Raw genomic sequence first — 16561 nt, 5'->3', positions numbered from 1 at the left:
CGGGCATATGCCCAAAGCTAACACGATTCAGTTACTTTACACTGTGTACAGGTCGTGATTTTGCTTACTGGCAACGCAAGCAAACGAAAAGGTACCCTCCCGTAGGGGGGAGGGATTTACCTCAGGAAAGTAAAGTTCCCCAGTTTTCAACCCAGGGATTGGATTGGCTCTCCGGCTCCGGATGTTCGCTGGCGTCAATGAATAACATCTCCCCCACCCGCTGCGCGCTTTGCTCCTGCAACAGGGCATCAAACTGTTTGCCGCCATTACAGAAATTGGGGTAGCTGCTATCACCTAACGCAATCACCCCGTAACGCAGGTTTGGTTGAAAACCGACGGTATCTTTAATGCCGTGAAAGAGCGGCGCAATGCTATCCGGTAGATCGCCCTGCCCGGTCGTCGAGGTAACGACCAGCGCAACCTTATCCTGATATTGCTGCCAGTCGGACAGTTCAGGATCTTCAAACACGGTCGCGCTGTGGCCCTGTCTGGCGAGGATCGCTTCCGCTTCTTCCGCCACCAGCAGTGAGTTGCCATACATGGTCCCGACAAAAATACCAATTTCCGCCATTATGCGTATCTCCCTGAATTATGCCTGATGAGTCTCATCCTGCCGGGACGCCGCCGTAAACTCAACCCTTTCATTGTCAGGGAGAAGTCCACGCCAGCCAAACTGTGTCAGCGCCTGCATCCAGGTTTCATCCAACCCGGCCTGAATCATCAACGGCTGTCCGGTGAAGGGGTGCGTCAGTTCAAGCCGACTGGCATGAAGCATCAGGCGACGACAGGCAAAATGCTCTGCGGCGCTGCGGTTTTGTCGCAAATCGCCATGCTTGCTGTCGCCGATGATAGGATGACGCAGATGCGCCAGATGACGACGAAGCTGGTGCTTGCGTCCCGTTTTTGGTTCCAGCTCAACCAGACCATAACGCGTGGTGGGATAACGCCCGGTCGGCACCGCCATTTCGACTGTCGCCAGCCCGCGATACTGCGTTACAGCCGGCTGGGGCGCTTTATCTTCGCGGGCGAATTTATCGGCAATTTTATCGCGCTCTTCCACCAGCGGATAATCCAGTACCGCGTCATCCATCAGCCAGCCGCGCACAATGGCATGGTAGCGTTTACGGATGTGGTGCTGCTCGAACTGCTGCGCCAGACGGCGTCCCGCTTCGCTGGACAGCCCCATTAACAGTACGCCCGACGTGGGTCTGTCGAGACGGTGGGCGGTAAAAACATGCTGGCCGATTTGGTCGCGCACCGTTTGCATGACCACGACTTTTTCGTCGCGATCCAGCCAGCTCCGGTGAACAAGCCAGCCTGCGGGTTTATTCACGGCAACCAGCCACTGGTCTTGATAGAGGATCTCCAGCATCAGGATTTATCGCGGACGAATAGCGCATCCAGATCCTGCAAAACCGCCAGGATCGCCTCCCTCTGCGGATGATCCGCCGCCAGCGCCATTTCATAATAAGGGGCGACGGCAAACGCCTCGGGCAGTGGCTGCGCATTATCAAGTAGGGTATGCATACGTGGGATCAATACCCATTGCAGCCATTCCAGCGGTTCCATGGTATCCATAAAAAATGGTTGGGTGCTGGTAAACAGGTGCGCCTGCGGCGCATCCAGCCGCCAGTGGCGATGCTCGCGCAGCAGCGTTTCAAGCGCATGTAACTGCTGACGCACACGGTCATGAGTCGTCATGTTAAAAACCTCAATGATGAAAATCTGGCGCGAAGAATAACAAAAAAAAGGGAGCACTGTATAAACAGTGCTCCCGGTTCGTTTCGCAGCATTCCAGCTACTTTTCGTGCTCCCTGCTCATCCGTGACAACTTTTCCTGTGACCTTACGGCCTGTTCATCCTGAACGTTTGCATCCTGCGCACATCGCCCGATGTGATAGCTTCTTCCTGAAGCGTCCCTGGTCATCCAGACCCGCCGAACATCCTGATCGGCTCTCGTTCTCCGTCCTGGAGGTGTCCTTTAACGCATCCTGCGCTTTCCACTTTGCTTCATCCTGAAGCCTTTCCTTGTAACACCATCCTGGCGTGTCCTGCTGAAGCGTCATCATCCTGACGTTCGCTTCGTTGTACGACTCCCTGTCGACGAAGATAGAATCGCCTGTTTCACCTTGTCTTACAAGACACCTACAGACAATACCTTAAGTAAATTTTCATATGAAAGTGCGCAAAAACATTTTAACAGGTTGTTTTATATAGACTTACATAAGAAAACGGGACTCAGTATCCGCTGATATCCTGGCGATCTCCTACAGACTTTGTAAGAGATCTCTCACACCTGTTAGGGCAAACGATTACAGAAGAGGATTAAGTTGCGTAAGGAATTCCGCAAGCGTTGCGGCAAGAACGGTACGATTGCGGGTGCCCAGCGTTTCTTTAATCACCTCGCCGGACAGATTACAGACCGAAATGACCTCAAGCTCATTTTCCTGCGTCGCAATAAAAAGCGTGGGAGGAAGCTTGAGCCGCTTTTGCGTGACCAGGTGGCCTATCAGATTTTCCTGCACGCGCCGAAAGTCATCCTGACTCCAGGTTTGCAGTAGCGTAAGCTTTTCATCCGCGAACTGCGCGGGCATGTCGCCAGCAAACTGCGTGGTGTAAAACGCGTGGAGCGCAGGTTGTACCATAATATCGAAGGCGCGTTCAACCGCGTTTACATTTTCTTCGCCTTCAAAAGGTTGCGGCTGCCAGTAAACGGCATCGCGGGTTGAAGAAATAATGCACGGAGAAGGTACGCCATACAGTTCTTCGCTCAACGGCCAGCTACCGTGTTTTTCTTGCCACGCGTCGCAGTAACGCGTCGTAAAGGCTTTCAATGCCTGCGCTGTCAGTTCGTCCACCAGTTTCTCTCTTCATAAAAGCCAGGATACACTTGGCGCATAGTGTATCTGGTTTATGACGGTGAAACATGTCTTCTTATGAAAACCATCAGGCTCTCGATGGCCTGACTCTCGGAAAATCAACGGATTACCGGGACAATTATGATGCCAGCCTGCTGCAGGGCGTACCGCGCAGTTTGAATCGCGACCCGCTCGGATTAACAGCCGATAATTTGCCGTTCCACGGCGCGGATATCTGGACGTTGTATGAACTTTCCTGGCTTAACAGCCGTGGTCTTCCGCAGGTCGCCGTCGGGCATGTCGAACTGGATTACACCAGCGTTAATTTAATCGAATCCAAAAGCTTTAAACTGTATCTGAACAGCTTTAACCAGACGCGCTTTGACACCTGGGAGACGGTGCGCCAGACGCTGGAGCGCGATCTGCGCGCCTGCGCGCAGGGCAACGTTAGCGTGAGGCTTCATCGTCTTGATGAGCTGGAAGGACAGCCTGTCGCCCATTTCCACGGCACCTGTATTGACGATCAGGATATCAGTATCGACAACTACCAGTTTACTACCGACTATCTGCAACATGCGGTCAGCGGCGAGAAGCAAGTAGAGGAGACGCTGGTCAGTCATCTGCTGAAATCCAACTGCCTGATCACCCACCAACCGGACTGGGGCTCAATACAAATTCAGTATCGCGGGCGCAAAATCGACAGGGAAAAACTGCTGCGTTATCTGGTCTCCTTCCGTCACCATAATGAATTTCACGAGCAGTGCGTAGAGCGTATTTTTAATGACATTCTGCGCTTCTGTCAGCCGGAAACGTTAAGCGTTTATGCGCGCTATACCCGCCGCGGCGGGCTGGACATTAATCCCTGGCGCAGCAATGCCGATTTTGTGCCCGCCACGGGCAGGCTGGCGCGTCAGTAATCTTTTTTGTCAATTTTGCGTGCCGGATTGCGCATGTAAGGTTGTGAAAGGTCATCAGCCAGGGCTATTGTAATCAACAGGGAATGGCGTGTTGCGTCCCATAAGGAGTTTACTTGATTACACATATTAGCCCGCTTGGCTCAATGGATATGTTGTCGCAACTGGAAGTGGACATGCTGAAACGCACGGCCAGTAGCGACCTGTATCAACTGTTTCGTAACTGTTCACTTGCCGTTCTTAACTCCGGCAGCCTGACCGACAACAGCAAAGAGCTGCTGTCCCGCTTTGAAAATTTCGATATTAACGTGCTGCGCCGCGAGCGCGGCGTGAAGCTGGAATTGATTAATCCGCCTGAAGACGCCTTTGTTGACGGGCGGATTATTCGTGCGCTACAGGCTAACCTGTTCGCGGTGCTGCGCGACATTCTCTTTGTGAATGGGCAGATCCATAATGCCGGTCGTTTCCAGCATCTGGATCTTGAAAGCTCAACACATATCACCAATCTGGTGTTCTCCATTTTGCGCAACGCCCGGGCGCTGCACGTCGGCGAAGCGCCAAACATGGTGGTATGCTGGGGCGGCCACTCAATTAACGAAAACGAGTACCTGTATGCCCGTCGCGTCGGCACACAGTTGGGATTACGCGAGCTGAACATCTGCACCGGCTGCGGCCCTGGGGCGATGGAAGCCCCCATGAAGGGCGCGGCGGTCGGTCACGCGCAGCAGCGTTATAAAGACAGCCGCTTTATCGGCATGACTGAACCTTCCATTATTGCGGCTGAACCGCCTAACCCGCTGGTGAACGAACTGATCATCATGCCGGATATCGAAAAACGCCTGGAAGCGTTCGTCCGTATCGCACACGGTATCATCATCTTCCCGGGCGGCGTGGGTACGGCGGAAGAGCTGCTTTATTTGCTGGGGATTCTGATGAATCCAGCCAATAAAAATCAGGTGCTGCCGCTGATCCTGACCGGACCAAAAGAGAGCGCCGATTACTTCCGCGTGCTGGATGAGTTTATTACCCATACGCTGGGCGAAGCGGCCCGCCGTCATTACCGCATCATCATTGACGATGCGGCGGAGGTAGCGCGGCTGATGAAGAAAGCGATGCCGCAAGTGAAAGAGAATCGCCGCGATACCGGCGACGCCTATAGTTTTAACTGGTCGATGCGTATTGCACCGGATCTGCAGGTGCCGTTTGAGCCGTCGCATGAGAATATGGCCAACCTGAAACTGTACCCGGATCAACCGGTTGAGATTCTGGCGGCGGATCTGCGGCGCGCCTTCTCCGGTATTGTCGCGGGGAACGTGAAGGAGGTCGGGATACGCGCCATTGAAGCTAATGGTCCGTATAAAATCCACGGCGATCGAGAGATGATGCGTCGCATGGACGATCTGCTGCAGGGATTCGTCGCGCAGCATCGTATGAAATTGCCAGGTTCCGCCTACATCCCCTGTTACGAGATCTGCGCTTAGCGCTTATGCCCGGTTGCCGCCAGCAGCCGGGCGCTTCTCCCATTCCTTTCATTGCGGTATGGCGATTAACGTATGCCTTCATTTTTTATGATGATCATCAGAGGCATAGCCCGCATTGTTTTATAAACACCATTTATAATTCACCATAAATAGATTGCCAGGCAAACGTTTACCTCACTCCTCTTACCGTGATTTATCGGTTCAAACTCTTATTCTTCGTCAGAATTCACTAAAAACCTTGATTTTTATAGTCAAACCTCCGTATCTTGCGCCCCAATCTTTCCGGCCTTATATCGTTAATGGTAGCCTTCGCGCCCGGAAATTCGTTATGACGTTTTTTTAATAGATTAATGGTCCAAATTTATCCATGTAAGAAGCGGATTATTGCATTTGAGATCGGGATCACTGATAGATTCATCACTTAAATGTATCTTTCCGCCCGAAAATTATTACGGCGAAAAATTATATAAAAAGCGTCCCTAAGCAGATTTCATTTTACGATCAGGTCTTTTTTCATTGGATTAGACCAGCAACCTGATTTTTAGCATCCTCCAGGAGAAATAGATGGAAACCACTCAGACCAGCACTATTGCTTCGATTGACTCTCGAAGCGCATGGCGCAAAACGGATACCATGTGGATGCTGGGCCTTTACGGCACGGCAATCGGCGCGGGCGTTCTGTTCCTGCCGATCAACGCAGGCGTCGGCGGCATGATTCCGCTCATCATCATGGCAATTCTCGCTTTCCCGATGACCTTTTTCGCACACCGTGGTTTAACCCGCTTCGTGCTGTCCGGTAAAAACCCGGGTGAAGACATCACTGAAGTCGTTGAGGAACACTTCGGTATCGGCGCAGGTAAACTGATTACCCTGCTCTACTTCTTCGCGATTTACCCCATCCTGCTGGTTTACAGCGTGGCGATTACTAATACCGTGGAAAGCTTCCTGACCCACCAGTTAGCGATTAATCCGCCGCCGCGGGCGATTCTTTCCCTGATCCTGATTGTTGGCATGATGACCATCGTGCGCTTCGGCGAGCAAATGATCGTTAAGGCGATGAGTATCCTGGTATTCCCGTTCGTCGCTGCGCTGATGCTGCTGGCCTTGTACCTGATCCCGCAGTGGAACGGCGCGGCGCTGGAAACGCTGTCCTTTGATTCCGCCGCGTCTACCGGTAACGGTCTGTGGATGACGCTGTGGCTGGCGATTCCGGTGATGGTTTTCTCTTTCAACCACTCCCCGATCATCTCCTCCTTCGCGGTTGCGAAGCGTGAAGAGTACGGTGAAGGCGCTGAGAAGAAATGTTCTAAAATTCTGGCCTTCGCCCACATCATGATGGTGCTAACCGTGATGTTCTTCGTCTTCAGTTGCGTGCTGAGCCTGACGCCGGCAGATCTGGCGGCAGCAAAAGAGCAGAACATCTCTATTCTGTCTTACCTGGCGAACCACTTTAACGCGCCGATCATCGCCTGGATGGCGCCGATCATTGCGATGATTGCTATCACCAAATCCTTCCTCGGCCACTACCTGGGCGCGCGTGAAGGCTTTAACGGTATGGTGATTAAATCGCTGCGTGGTAAAGGTAAATCCATCGAAATCAACAAACTGAATAAAATTACCGCGCTGTTCATGCTGGTCACCACCTGGATTGTGGCGACGCTGAACCCCAGCATCCTGGGCATGATTGAAACCCTGGGCGGCCCGATCATCGCGATGATTCTGTTCCTGATGCCGATGTATGCCATCCAGAAAGTACCGGCAATGCGTAAGTACAGCGGTCATATCAGCAACGTATTCGTTGTGATTATGGGCCTGATTGCCATCTCCGCTATTTTCTACTCACTGTTCAGCTAAGTCCTTTAGCGCCGCTTACCGCGGCGCTTCTCTATGATACAACCGCAATGGATGCCCTATGATTAGCGTATTCGATATTTTTAAAATCGGCATTGGCCCTTCCAGTTCTCACACCGTCGGACCAATGAAAGCAGGCAAGCAGTTCACGGACGATCTGATTGCCCGCCATATCCTTACAGATGTCACCCGCGTCGTGGTGGATGTCTACGGCTCTCTGTCATTGACGGGTAAAGGCCACCACACTGATATCGCCATTATTATGGGCCTGGCGGGGAATCTGCCGGACACCGTCGATATCGACGCCATTCCGTCCTTTATCCAGGATGTGAACACCCATGGGCGTTTACTACTGGCCAATGGGCAGCATGAAGTCGAATTTCCGGTCGATAAGTGCATGAATTTCCACGCCGACAACCTGTCTCTGCATGAAAACGGGATGCGTATTACCGCGCTGGCGGGCGATAAGGTGCTCTACAGCCAAACCTACTACTCCATTGGCGGCGGCTTTATCGTCGATGAAGAGCACTTTGGTTTGACGAATAGCGAACCTGTTAACGTGCCGTACCCTTACAAAACCGCCGCGGATTTACAGCGCCACTGCCAGGAGACGGGTCTGTCGCTCTCCGGTCTGATGATGCAAAACGAACTGGCCCTGCACAGTAAAGAAGCGCTGGAGCAGCACTTCGCCAGGGTCTGGGAGGTAATGCGCAGCGGTATCGAGCGCGGTATCACCACCGAGGGCGTATTGCCGGGCAAACTGCGCGTTCCGCGTCGCGCGGCGGCGCTGCGTCGGGTGCTGGTCAGTCAGGATAAGACCACCACCGATCCGATGGCGGTCGTCGACTGGATCAATATGTTCGCGCTGGCGGTGAACGAAGAGAATGCCGCAGGCGGACGAGTAGTCACTGCGCCGACTAACGGCGCATGTGGTATTGTTCCGGCGGTGCTGGCGTACTATGACAAGTTTATCCGCGAAGTAAATGCTAACTCACTTGCTCGCTATATGCTGGTCGCCAGCGCGATTGGCTCGCTGTATAAGATGAACGCCTCTATTTCCGGCGCCGAAGTGGGTTGTCAGGGAGAGGTCGGCGTGGCCTGTTCCATGGCGGCAGCGGGTCTGGCCGAGCTGCTGGGCGGTAGTCCGGCGCAGGTGTGTATCGCCGCAGAAATCGCCATGGAGCATAATCTGGGGTTAACTTGCGATCCGGTTGCCGGTCAGGTACAGGTTCCCTGCATTGAGCGTAACGCGATTGCTTCAGTCAAAGCAGTCAACGCCGCGCGTATGGCGCTGCGCCGTACCAGCGAACCGCGTGTATGCCTCGATAAAGTGATTGAGACCATGTACGAAACCGGTAAAGACATGAACGCTAAGTACCGCGAAACTTCGCGCGGCGGCCTGGCGATGAAGATCGTTACCTGCGATTAATTCTCAGCACATTTTAGGATCTGTAGGCCGGATAAGGCGCTCGTCGCCATCCGGCTTTGTTGCCTGATGTCGCTTCGCTTATCAGGCCTACGGATAGCGCTATTTCGCAATGCTCGCCTCCCCCCGCCGTGAATGTTACCCTACGCGCAGGTTTGTAAGGGAGAACACCGTGGCTGCTCATCTGCTTATCGTCGACGCGCTCAATTTGATTCGCCGTATTCACGCCGTTCAGGGATCGCCCTGTGTGGAAACCTGCCAACACGCGCTCGATCAATTGATTATCCACAGCCAGCCAACCCATGCCGTAGCGGTATTTGATGACGACGCGCGCAGCAGCGGCTGGCGTCACCAGCGTTTGCCGGACTACAAAGCAGGACGTCCGCCGATGCCTGACGATTTACATAATGAAATGCCCGCCCTACGCGCCGCGTTTGAACAGCGCGGCGTACGCTGTTGGGCATCAGATGGTAATGAAGCGGACGATCTGGCGGCGACGCTGGCGCTAAAAGTTACCGAAGCCGGACACCAGGCAACCATTGTGTCAACCGATAAAGGCTATTGCCAGTTGCTCTCTCCGGGATTGCGCATTCGCGACTACTTCCAGAAACGCTGGCTGGACGCGCCGTTTATTGAAAAAGAGTTTGGCGTACTTCCCCGACAGTTGCCGGATTACTGGGGTCTGGCAGGAATCAGCAGTTCGAAAGTCCCCGGCGTTGCCGGTATCGGCCCCAAAAGCGCGACCCAGCTATTGATTCAGTTTCAAAATCTGGAGGGAATTTACGCCCATCTGGACGAGGTGCCGGAAAAGTGGCGCAAAAAGCTTGAGATGCATAAAGAAATGGCATTTCTCTGCCGCGATATTGCACGTCTGCAAACCGATTTACATATCGACGGAAACTTACAGCAGCTACGGCTGGCGCGGTAGTTTTGTTGCCGGATGGCGGCGTGAACGCCTTATCCTGCCTACAGGACTGCACGAAATGTAGAGCGGATAAGCGCAGCGCCATCCGGCAAAATTACCAGGCGATATGATACAGTTCGACAATGTCCGCCAGACTCGCTTCACGCGGATTGCCGCCCGTACAGACATCATCGAACGCCGCCTGCGCCAGCGCCGGGATATCCTCTTTTCGAACGCCGACATCACGCAAATGCAGCGGAATTCCCACATCGCGATTTAACGCAAATACGGCTTCCACTGCGGCATTACGCGCCTCTTCAAGGCTCAATCCTTCTACCTTCACCCCCATCGCCCGGGCGATATCACGGAATTTCTCGTTGGTAGACCCGGCATTGAAACGCATCACATGCGGAAGCAAAATAGCATTCGCGACGCCGTGCGGCGTGTTGTAAAACGCGCCCAGCGGATGCGCCATCCCATGCACCAGTCCCAGCCCCACATTGGAAAACCCCATCCCGGCAACGTATTGCCCCAGCGCCATCGCCTCACCGGCCTCTTTTTCTCCGGCTACGGCGCCGCGCAGCGCGCCAGCAATAATCTCAATGGCTTTGATATGTAATGCATCCGTCAGCGCCCATGCGGCCCGGGTAATATAGCCTTCAATAGCATGGGTTAGCGCATCCACGCCCGTTGCCGCTTTCAGCGCGGGCGGCATACCGTCCATCATATCGGCATCGATAAATGCCGCCTGCGGAATATCATGTGGATCGACACAAACGAATTTGCGCCGTTTCTCTTCATCGGTAATCACATAATTGATAGTGACTTCCGCCGCGGTTCCCGCCGTTGTCGGGATCGCCATAATCGGCACGCTGGGTTTACGGGTCGGCGATAGCCCTTCCAGACTGCGCACATCGGCAAATTCCGGATTGTTACTGATAATACCGATCGCTTTGCAGGTATCCTGCGGAGAACCGCCGCCAATGGCGATGAGATAGTCCGCGCCGCTTTGGGTAAAGACCTTAAGCCCTTCCTGGACAACGGAAATCGTAGGATTAGGGATCACGCCCGCATAGATTTCCCACGCCAGCCCTGCGGCATCCATTCTGCTTGTCACTTTATCGACCACACCGCATTGCACCAGCGTTTTATCCGTAACAATCAGCGCTTTATGATAACCGCGGCGCGTCACCTCATCGGTTAATGCGTCCACCGCTCCCCGGCCAAACCATGCCGTTTCATTCAGAATCATTCTGTTCGCCATCGCCTGTCTCCTGACATCACTCTTCAATACGTAACCCGTAAGTTTTAAATTTCTCCAGTACGATAGCGATCGCCTCGTCATCCAGCACCGGTACCGGATCGACAATGGCCAGCGTACTTAAATAGAGCTGCGCCAGCACTTCCACTTCATGCGCCAGCCACAATGCTTTGTCTAAATTTTCTTCACAAGCGATAAGCCCGTGATGCTGTAACAGCGTCGCTTTACGATTTTTAAGCGCCACAGCAACATGGTCAGAAAGTTCGCGGGTGCCAAAAGTGGCGTAGGGCGCGCAGGGAATAGAGTTTCCCCCTGCGGCGGCAATCATGTAGTGAATTGCCGGAATCGGGCGATTCAGGATCGAGACTGCCGTACAATGGACAGCGTGGTTATGTACCACGGCATTGGCGTCAGGGCGCGTCTGGTATGCCGCCATATGAAAACGCCACTCGCTGGAAGGCAGCTTGCCCTGCTCATGCTGACCGTCAGCATCAATAAAAACAATGTGCGACTCTGTCAGCTTCTCGTAGGGGATCCCCGTCGGCGTAATCAGCATTCCGCCCTGATAACGTACGCTCACGTTACCTGCCGTCCCCTGATTTAACCCTAACCGCGTCATTTCCAGACAGGTATCAATAATCTGCCGCGCCAGTCTATTTCGTTCCATTATTTACCTCTCTCTGTGATTCAAAATGAGACAACAAAACCGCCTTTCGCATCGCGCTGCTGTCCTGTTGAAATAATCGAATAGTTAGCAACTATCATCATACTGAATAAAGAGAAGGGAATTTAAATAACGATATTTTGTGATTCACATCAATTAATTCGCCACGATAAACCAGACGACTACCGTTTCTCTCGCCGATAAATGCCCGCTCTTAATAATATTTTTTAAAACGGGCAAAAATGAAGAATAAGTTACTACTGCCCGTTTTCGTGGCAATAATTTAATTCGGGCATTCAGTCTGTGGTTTTTTAAATTAAACATCTCAAACGGTCATTTTTTTATGGAAATTAAAGTGATGATAATCACAGAACGCTCTGCTCTCAGGTATAAATGTGACCGCCATCATATTAAAAGGCCTTTTTTATTTGAAAATGAATCCATGAGTTCATTCCGGACGCCAATTTATTACCGGAAAGAAAAGCGAACTCACCTAATTTTACGGTCTGGTGACCAGAACCGACCGCACGCAAAAGCTTCTGAACCGATGAGGATGCTATGGGAAACACAACAATACAAACGCAGAGTTTTCGTGCTGTGGATGCAGAGCAAAGCAAGAGCAAGCGCTACATTATTCCATTCGCCTTACTTTGCTCGCTATTTTTTCTGTGGGCTGTCGCCAATAATCTGAATGACATTTTACTACCGCAGTTTCAACAAGCTTTTACGCTAACTAACTTTCAGGCCGGACTTATTCAGTCAGCCTTTTATTTCGGTTATTTCGTCATTCCAATTCCTGCTGGGATTTTGATGAAAAAACTCAGTTATAAAGCAGGGATTATCACCGGGCTTTTTTTGTATGCTGTTGGCGCCGCATTATTCTGGCCTGCCGCCGAGATAATGAATTACACATTATTTTTAATTGGCCTGTTTATCATCGCCGCCGGTTTAGGCTGTCTTGAAACTGCAGCCAACCCTTTTGTTACGGTATTAGGTCCAGAAAGCGGCGGACATTTCCGGCTTAATCTGGCGCAAACTTTTAACTCCTTTGGCGCTATTATCGCCGTTGTGTTTGGGCAAAGCCTTATTTTGTCTAACGTGCCGCATCAATCGCAAGAAGCGCTTGATAAAATGACGCCGGATCAGCTTAGCGCCTATAAACACAGCCTGGTGTTATCGGTACAAACGCCATACATGATTATCGTCGCCATCGTATTAGTAGTTGCGCTGCTGATTATGCTGACCAAATTTCCGGCCCTGCAAAGTGACGATCATAGCGATGCTAAACAAAGCTCTTTCTTATCTTCTCTCTCCCGACTCATCCGTATCCGCCACTGGCGCTGGGCGGTGCTGGCGCAGTTCTGCTACGTGGGGGCGCAAACCGCCTGCTGGAGCTATCTGATCCGCTACGCCATTGAGGAGATCCCTGGAATGACGCCCGGTTTCGCCGCCAATTACCTGACCGGCACTATGGTGTGCTTCTTTATCGGCCGTTTCACCGGGACCTGGCTTATCAGCCGCTTCGCGCCGCATAAAGTGCTGGCCGCCTACGCCCTGTTTGCCATGCTCCTGTGTCTGATTTCCGCCTTTAGCGGCGGACATATCGGCCTGCTGGCGCTGACGTTGTGTAGCGCATTTATGTCAATCCAGTACCCAACCATCTTCTCGCTGGGTATCAAAAATCTGGGACAGGACACTAAGTACGGCTCGTCTTTTATCGTCATGACCATTATTGGCGGCGGTATTGTCACGCCAGTAATGGGCTTCGTTAGCGACGCCGCAGGCAAAATCCCGACCGCCGAACTGGTTCCGGCATTGTGCTTTGCCGTCATCTTCATTTTTGCCCGTTTCCGTTCACAAGCGGCGACAAACTGAACATTTATCCGAATAACGTGAGGAATCTGTCATGAAAAAAATCAGCTTACCGAAAATCGGTATCCGCCCGGTGATTGATGGACGTCGTATGGGCGTACGCGAGTCGCTCGAAGAGCAAACCATGAACATGGCGAAAGCGACGGCGGCGCTCATTACCGAGAAAATCCGCCACGCCTGTGGGACACAGGTGGAGTGCGTCATTGCGGATACCTGTATTGCCGGAATGGCGGAATCCGCCGCCTGTGAAGAAAAATTCAGTAGCCAGAACGTGGGCGTGACCATTACCGTTACGCCGTGTTGGTGCTATGGCAGCGAAACCATTGATATGGACCCGATGCGTCCGAAAGCCATCTGGGGCTTTAACGGCACAGAGCGTCCTGGGGCGGTTTACCTTGCCGCGGCGCTGGCGGCGCACAGCCAGAAAGGCATTCCGGCGTTCTCCATTTATGGCCATGACGTGCAGGATGCCGACGATACCTCCATTCCCGCCGACGTCGAAGAAAAACTGCTGCGTTTTGCGCGGGCAGGGTTAGCGGTAGCCAGCATGAAAGGCAAAAGCTACCTCTCCGTCGGCGGCGTGTCGATGGGGATCGCGGGTTCCATTGTCGATCATAACTTCTTTGAATCCTGGCTGGGCATGAAGGTGCAAGCGGTAGATATGACCGAACTGCGCCGCCGTATCGATCAAAAAATTTATGATGAGGCCGAACTGGAGATGGCGCTGGCGTGGGCGGATAAAAACTTCCGCTACGGCGAAGATCAGAACGCCTCGCAGTATAAGCGCAATGAAGCCCAGAACCGCGCGGTGCTAAAAGAGAGCCTGCTGATGGCGATGTGTATTCGCGATATGATGCAGGGCAACAAGACGCTGGCGGACAAAGGGTTAGTTGAAGAATCGCTGGGCTACAACGCTATTGCCGCCGGCTTCCAGGGCCAGCGCCACTGGACCGATCAATACCCGAACGGCGATACCGCCGAAGCGCTGCTCAATAGCTCTTTTGACTGGAACGGCGTACGCGAACCGTTTGTCGTCGCCACCGAAAATGACAGTCTGAACGGCGTAGCGATGCTGTTTGGCCATCAACTCACCGGTACCGCGCAGATATTCGCCGACGTGCGAACCTACTGGTCGCCGGAAGCCGTAGAACGCGTCACCGGCCAGGCGCTCAGCGGCCTGGCGGAACACGGCATTATTCACCTGATTAACTCCGGTTCTGCCGCTCTGGACGGTGCCTGTAAACAGCGCGACAGCGAAGGCAAGCCGACCATGAAACCACACTGGGAAATCAGCCAACAAGAGGCGGATGCGTGTCTGGCGGCCACTGAATGGTGCCCGGCGATTCACGAATACTTCCGCGGCGGCGGCTACTCATCCCGTTTCCTGACCGAAGGCGGCGTGCCATTCACCATGACCCGCGTGAATATCATCAAAGGCCTGGGACCAGTACTGCAAATCGCCGAGGGCTGGAGCGTCGAACTGCCGAAAGCGATGCACGATCAGCTCGATGCCCGCACCAACTCTACCTGGCCTACCACCTGGTTTGCGCCGCGTCTTACCGGCAAAGGCCCGTTTACCGATGTCTATTCGGTGATGGCGAACTGGGGCGCTAACCACGGCGTACTCACCATCGGCCATGTAGGGGCGGACTTTATTACTCTCGCCGCGATGCTGCGTATCCCGGTATGTATGCACAACGTGGAGGAGGCGAAGATCTACCGTCCTTCCGCCTGGGCGGCTCACGGTATGGATATCGAAGGCCAGGATTATCGTGCCTGCCAGAATTATGGCCCGCTGTATAAACGTTAATGCGGCTTAGCCCGGTGGCGCAGGCTTACCGGGCCTACGGGCGCGTGAACCGTAGGCCGGATAAGCGTAGCGCCATCGGGCGGCGTTTATGGAGTTATCTATGAAACAAGACGTTATCCTGGTTCTCGACTGCGGTGCGACTAACGTTCGGGCGATCGCCGTTGATCGCCTGGGGAAAATTGTCGCCCGCGCCTCAACCGCTAACGCCAGCGACATTGCCGCAGAAAATAGCACCTGGCATCAGTGGTCGCTGGACGCCATCCTGCAACGTTTCGCCGATTGTTGCAGGTCACTTTCCAGCGCCCTGTCGGAGTGTGTTGTTCGCGGTATTACGGTGACTACGTTCGGCGTCGATGGCGCGCTGGTCGATGCGCAGGGCGAGCTGCTCTACCCGGTCATCAGTTGGAAATGCCCGCGAACCGCTGCCGTGATGGAAACGATTGGGCGCTTTATCTCGCCCCGGCAATTGCAGACGCTCTCCGGCGTCGGCGCGTTCAGCTTTAACACGCTGTATAAACTGGTCTGGCTTAAAGAGAATCATCCGCGCCTGCTGGAACAAGCTCACTGCTGGCTGTTTATCTCGTCGCTGATTAACCACCGTCTGACCGGCGAGTTTACGACCGATATCACTATGGCAGGCACCAGCCAGCTACTGGATATCCATCAGCGCGACTTTAGTCCGGAAATCCTGCAGGCGACGGGCCTGGCGCGCCGCCTGTTCCCGCGTATCGTGGAAGCGGGCGCCCAGATAGGCACGCTACAGACAGACGCGGCCAGGCTACTCGGTCTCCCGGCGGGTGTGCCGGTGATCTCTGCCGGACACGATACTCAGTTCGCGTTATTCGGCGCTGGCGCGCAGCAAGGTGAACCGGTGCTCTCCTCAGGAACATGGGAGATTCTGATGGTGCGCAGCGGTCAGGTGGATACCTCGCTGCTCAGCCAGTATCCAGGCTCGACCTGTGAACTGGACAGTCAGTCGGGGCTTTATAACCCCGGAATGCAGTGGCTGGCCTCCGGCGTACTCGAATGGGTACGAAAACTGCTGTGGACGCCGGAAACGCCATGGCAAACGCTGATCGACGAAGCGCGCGCTATTCCCGCTGGCGCGGAAGGCGTGCGGATGCAGTGCGATCTGCTCGCCTGCCAAAATGCAGGCTGGCAGGGCGTGACGCTCAATACCACCCGCGGCCATTTCTATCGCGCCGCGCTGGAAGGCCTGACGGCGCAACTTCAGCGTAATCTGCGCACGCTGGAGAAAATCGGCCATTTTAACGCCACAGAACTGTTACTGGTTGGCGGCGGCAGTCGCAACGCTTTATGGAATCAAATTAAAGCGAATCAGCTTGATATCCCTATCAAAGTGCTGGACGACGCGGAAACCACCGTGGCCGGCGCTGCCATGTTTGGCTGGTACGGCGTAGGCGAATTTAATAGCCCGGAACAGGCGCGTGCGCAGGTCAATTATCAGTATCGCTATTTCTGGCCGCAAACCGAACCTGAAATTATTGAGGGAGTATGAA

At 53.7% G+C, this 16561-nt stretch carries 14 protein-coding genes; 8 read left to right on the top strand and 6 right to left on the bottom strand.

Features of this window, described 5'->3' with window-relative positions:
* Positions 1 to 121: 121 nt before the first annotated feature.
* The 4 genes from LCS67_RS04355 to syd all read right to left on the bottom strand — a co-directional run bounded on the left by LCS67_RS04355 (position 122) and on the right by syd (position 2858).
* Complete coding sequence (locus LCS67_RS04355; RefSeq protein WP_000807739.1) at positions 122 to 571, bottom strand: flavodoxin; 450 nt, start codon at positions 569 to 571, stop codon at positions 122 to 124.
* Between the two features lie 18 nt (positions 572 to 589).
* A complete protein-coding gene (truC, locus tag LCS67_RS04350; RefSeq protein WP_000890034.1) occupies positions 590 to 1372 on the bottom strand; it encodes a tRNA pseudouridine(65) synthase TruC in 783 nt (260 codons plus the stop codon).
* Complete coding sequence (locus LCS67_RS04345; protein WP_000207010.1) at positions 1372 to 1701, bottom strand: YqcC family protein; 330 nt, start codon at positions 1699 to 1701, stop codon at positions 1372 to 1374. The genes truC and LCS67_RS04345 overlap by 1 nt, the downstream gene beginning before the upstream one ends.
* 611 nt (positions 1702 to 2312) lie before the next feature.
* On the bottom strand, positions 2313 to 2858 hold the full coding sequence (gene syd / locus LCS67_RS04340; protein WP_000343990.1) for a SecY-interacting protein: 546 nt from the start codon (positions 2856 to 2858) through the stop codon (positions 2313 to 2315).
* A 68-nt stretch (positions 2859 to 2926) separates the two neighbouring features.
* On the opposite strand from syd, the gene queF reads away from it, so the two are divergent.
* The 5 genes from queF (at position 2927) to xni (ending at position 9458) form a co-directional block, all read left to right on the top strand.
* A complete protein-coding gene (gene queF, locus LCS67_RS04335) occupies positions 2927 to 3775 on the top strand; it encodes an NADPH-dependent 7-cyano-7-deazaguanine reductase QueF (protein WP_000100465.1) in 849 nt (282 codons plus the stop codon).
* 113 nt (positions 3776 to 3888) lie between these two features.
* Positions 3889 to 5253 (top strand): nucleotide 5'-monophosphate nucleosidase PpnN, encoded by a 1365-nt coding sequence (gene ppnN / locus LCS67_RS04330; protein ID WP_000627973.1) that lies wholly within the window; start codon positions 3889 to 3891, stop codon positions 5251 to 5253.
* Between the two features lie 564 nt (positions 5254 to 5817).
* Complete coding sequence (gene sdaC / locus LCS67_RS04325; RefSeq protein WP_000450462.1) at positions 5818 to 7107, top strand: HAAAP family serine/threonine permease SdaC; 1290 nt, start codon at positions 5818 to 5820, stop codon at positions 7105 to 7107.
* A 58-nt stretch (positions 7108 to 7165) separates the two neighbouring features.
* Complete coding sequence (sdaB, locus tag LCS67_RS04320) at positions 7166 to 8533, top strand: L-serine ammonia-lyase II (protein WP_000626384.1); 1368 nt, start codon at positions 7166 to 7168, stop codon at positions 8531 to 8533.
* 169 nt (positions 8534 to 8702) lie between these two features.
* Entirely contained in the window at positions 8703 to 9458 is a 756-nt protein-coding gene (gene xni, locus LCS67_RS04315; protein ID WP_001530269.1) for a flap endonuclease Xni, read from the top strand.
* Positions 9459 to 9549: 91 nt separating this feature from the next.
* On the opposite strand, the gene fucO is transcribed toward xni, so the two are convergent.
* The gene (fucO, locus tag LCS67_RS04310; protein ID WP_000013562.1) at positions 9550 to 10698 is read right to left on the bottom strand and encodes a lactaldehyde reductase; all 1149 of its coding nucleotides are present in this window, start codon (positions 10696 to 10698) and stop codon (positions 9550 to 9552) included.
* Positions 10699 to 10714: 16 nt separating this feature from the next.
* Positions 10715 to 11362 (bottom strand): L-fuculose-phosphate aldolase, encoded by a 648-nt coding sequence (fucA, locus tag LCS67_RS04305; RefSeq protein WP_000440828.1) that lies wholly within the window; start codon positions 11360 to 11362, stop codon positions 10715 to 10717.
* 555 nt (positions 11363 to 11917) lie between these two features.
* On the opposite strand from fucA, the gene fucP reads away from it, so the two are divergent.
* The 3 genes from fucP (at position 11918) to fucK (ending at position 16560) form a co-directional block, all read left to right on the top strand.
* Positions 11918 to 13234: an L-fucose:H+ symporter permease gene (gene fucP / locus LCS67_RS04300; RefSeq protein WP_000528622.1), complete on the top strand. Its 1317-nt coding sequence runs from the start codon at positions 11918 to 11920 to the stop codon at positions 13232 to 13234.
* 31 nt (positions 13235 to 13265) lie between these two features.
* A complete protein-coding gene (fucI, locus tag LCS67_RS04295; protein ID WP_000724131.1) occupies positions 13266 to 15041 on the top strand; it encodes an L-fucose isomerase in 1776 nt (591 codons plus the stop codon).
* A gap of 100 nt (positions 15042 to 15141) precedes the next feature.
* Entirely contained in the window at positions 15142 to 16560 is a 1419-nt protein-coding gene (gene fucK / locus LCS67_RS04290) for an L-fuculokinase (protein ID WP_000806772.1), read from the top strand.
* The last annotated feature ends 1 nt before the right edge of the window (position 16561 follow it).

The sequence above is a fragment of the Salmonella sp. A7 genome, assembly GCF_020181675.1.
Classification (GTDB): Bacteria; Pseudomonadota; Gammaproteobacteria; order Enterobacterales; family Enterobacteriaceae; genus Salmonella; species Salmonella enterica.
This window is presented reverse-complemented; position numbering and strand designations above follow the sequence as displayed.

Coding starts and splice junctions, on each gene's coding strand:
- fucP (WP_000528622.1), top strand. CDS start 11,918: ATGGGAAACACAACAATACAAACGCAGAGTTTTCGTGCTGTGGATGCA.
- fucK (WP_000806772.1), top strand. CDS start 15,142: ATGAAACAAGACGTTATCCTGGTTCTCGACTGCGGTGCGACTAACGTT.
- fucA (WP_000440828.1), bottom strand. CDS start 11,362: ATGGAACGAAATAGACTGGCGCGGCAGATTATTGATACCTGTCTGGAA.
- queF (WP_000100465.1), top strand. CDS start 2,927: ATGTCTTCTTATGAAAACCATCAGGCTCTCGATGGCCTGACTCTCGGA.
- sdaB (WP_000626384.1), top strand. CDS start 7,166: ATGATTAGCGTATTCGATATTTTTAAAATCGGCATTGGCCCTTCCAGT.
- sdaC (WP_000450462.1), top strand. CDS start 5,818: ATGGAAACCACTCAGACCAGCACTATTGCTTCGATTGACTCTCGAAGC.
- fucO (WP_000013562.1), bottom strand. CDS start 10,698: ATGGCGAACAGAATGATTCTGAATGAAACGGCATGGTTTGGCCGGGGA.
- fucI (WP_000724131.1), top strand. CDS start 13,266: ATGAAAAAAATCAGCTTACCGAAAATCGGTATCCGCCCGGTGATTGAT.
- LCS67_RS04355 (WP_000807739.1), bottom strand. CDS start 571: ATGGCGGAAATTGGTATTTTTGTCGGGACCATGTATGGCAACTCACTG.
- truC (WP_000890034.1), bottom strand. CDS start 1,372: ATGCTGGAGATCCTCTATCAAGACCAGTGGCTGGTTGCCGTGAATAAA.
- LCS67_RS04345 (WP_000207010.1), bottom strand. CDS start 1,701: ATGACGACTCATGACCGTGTGCGTCAGCAGTTACATGCGCTTGAAACG.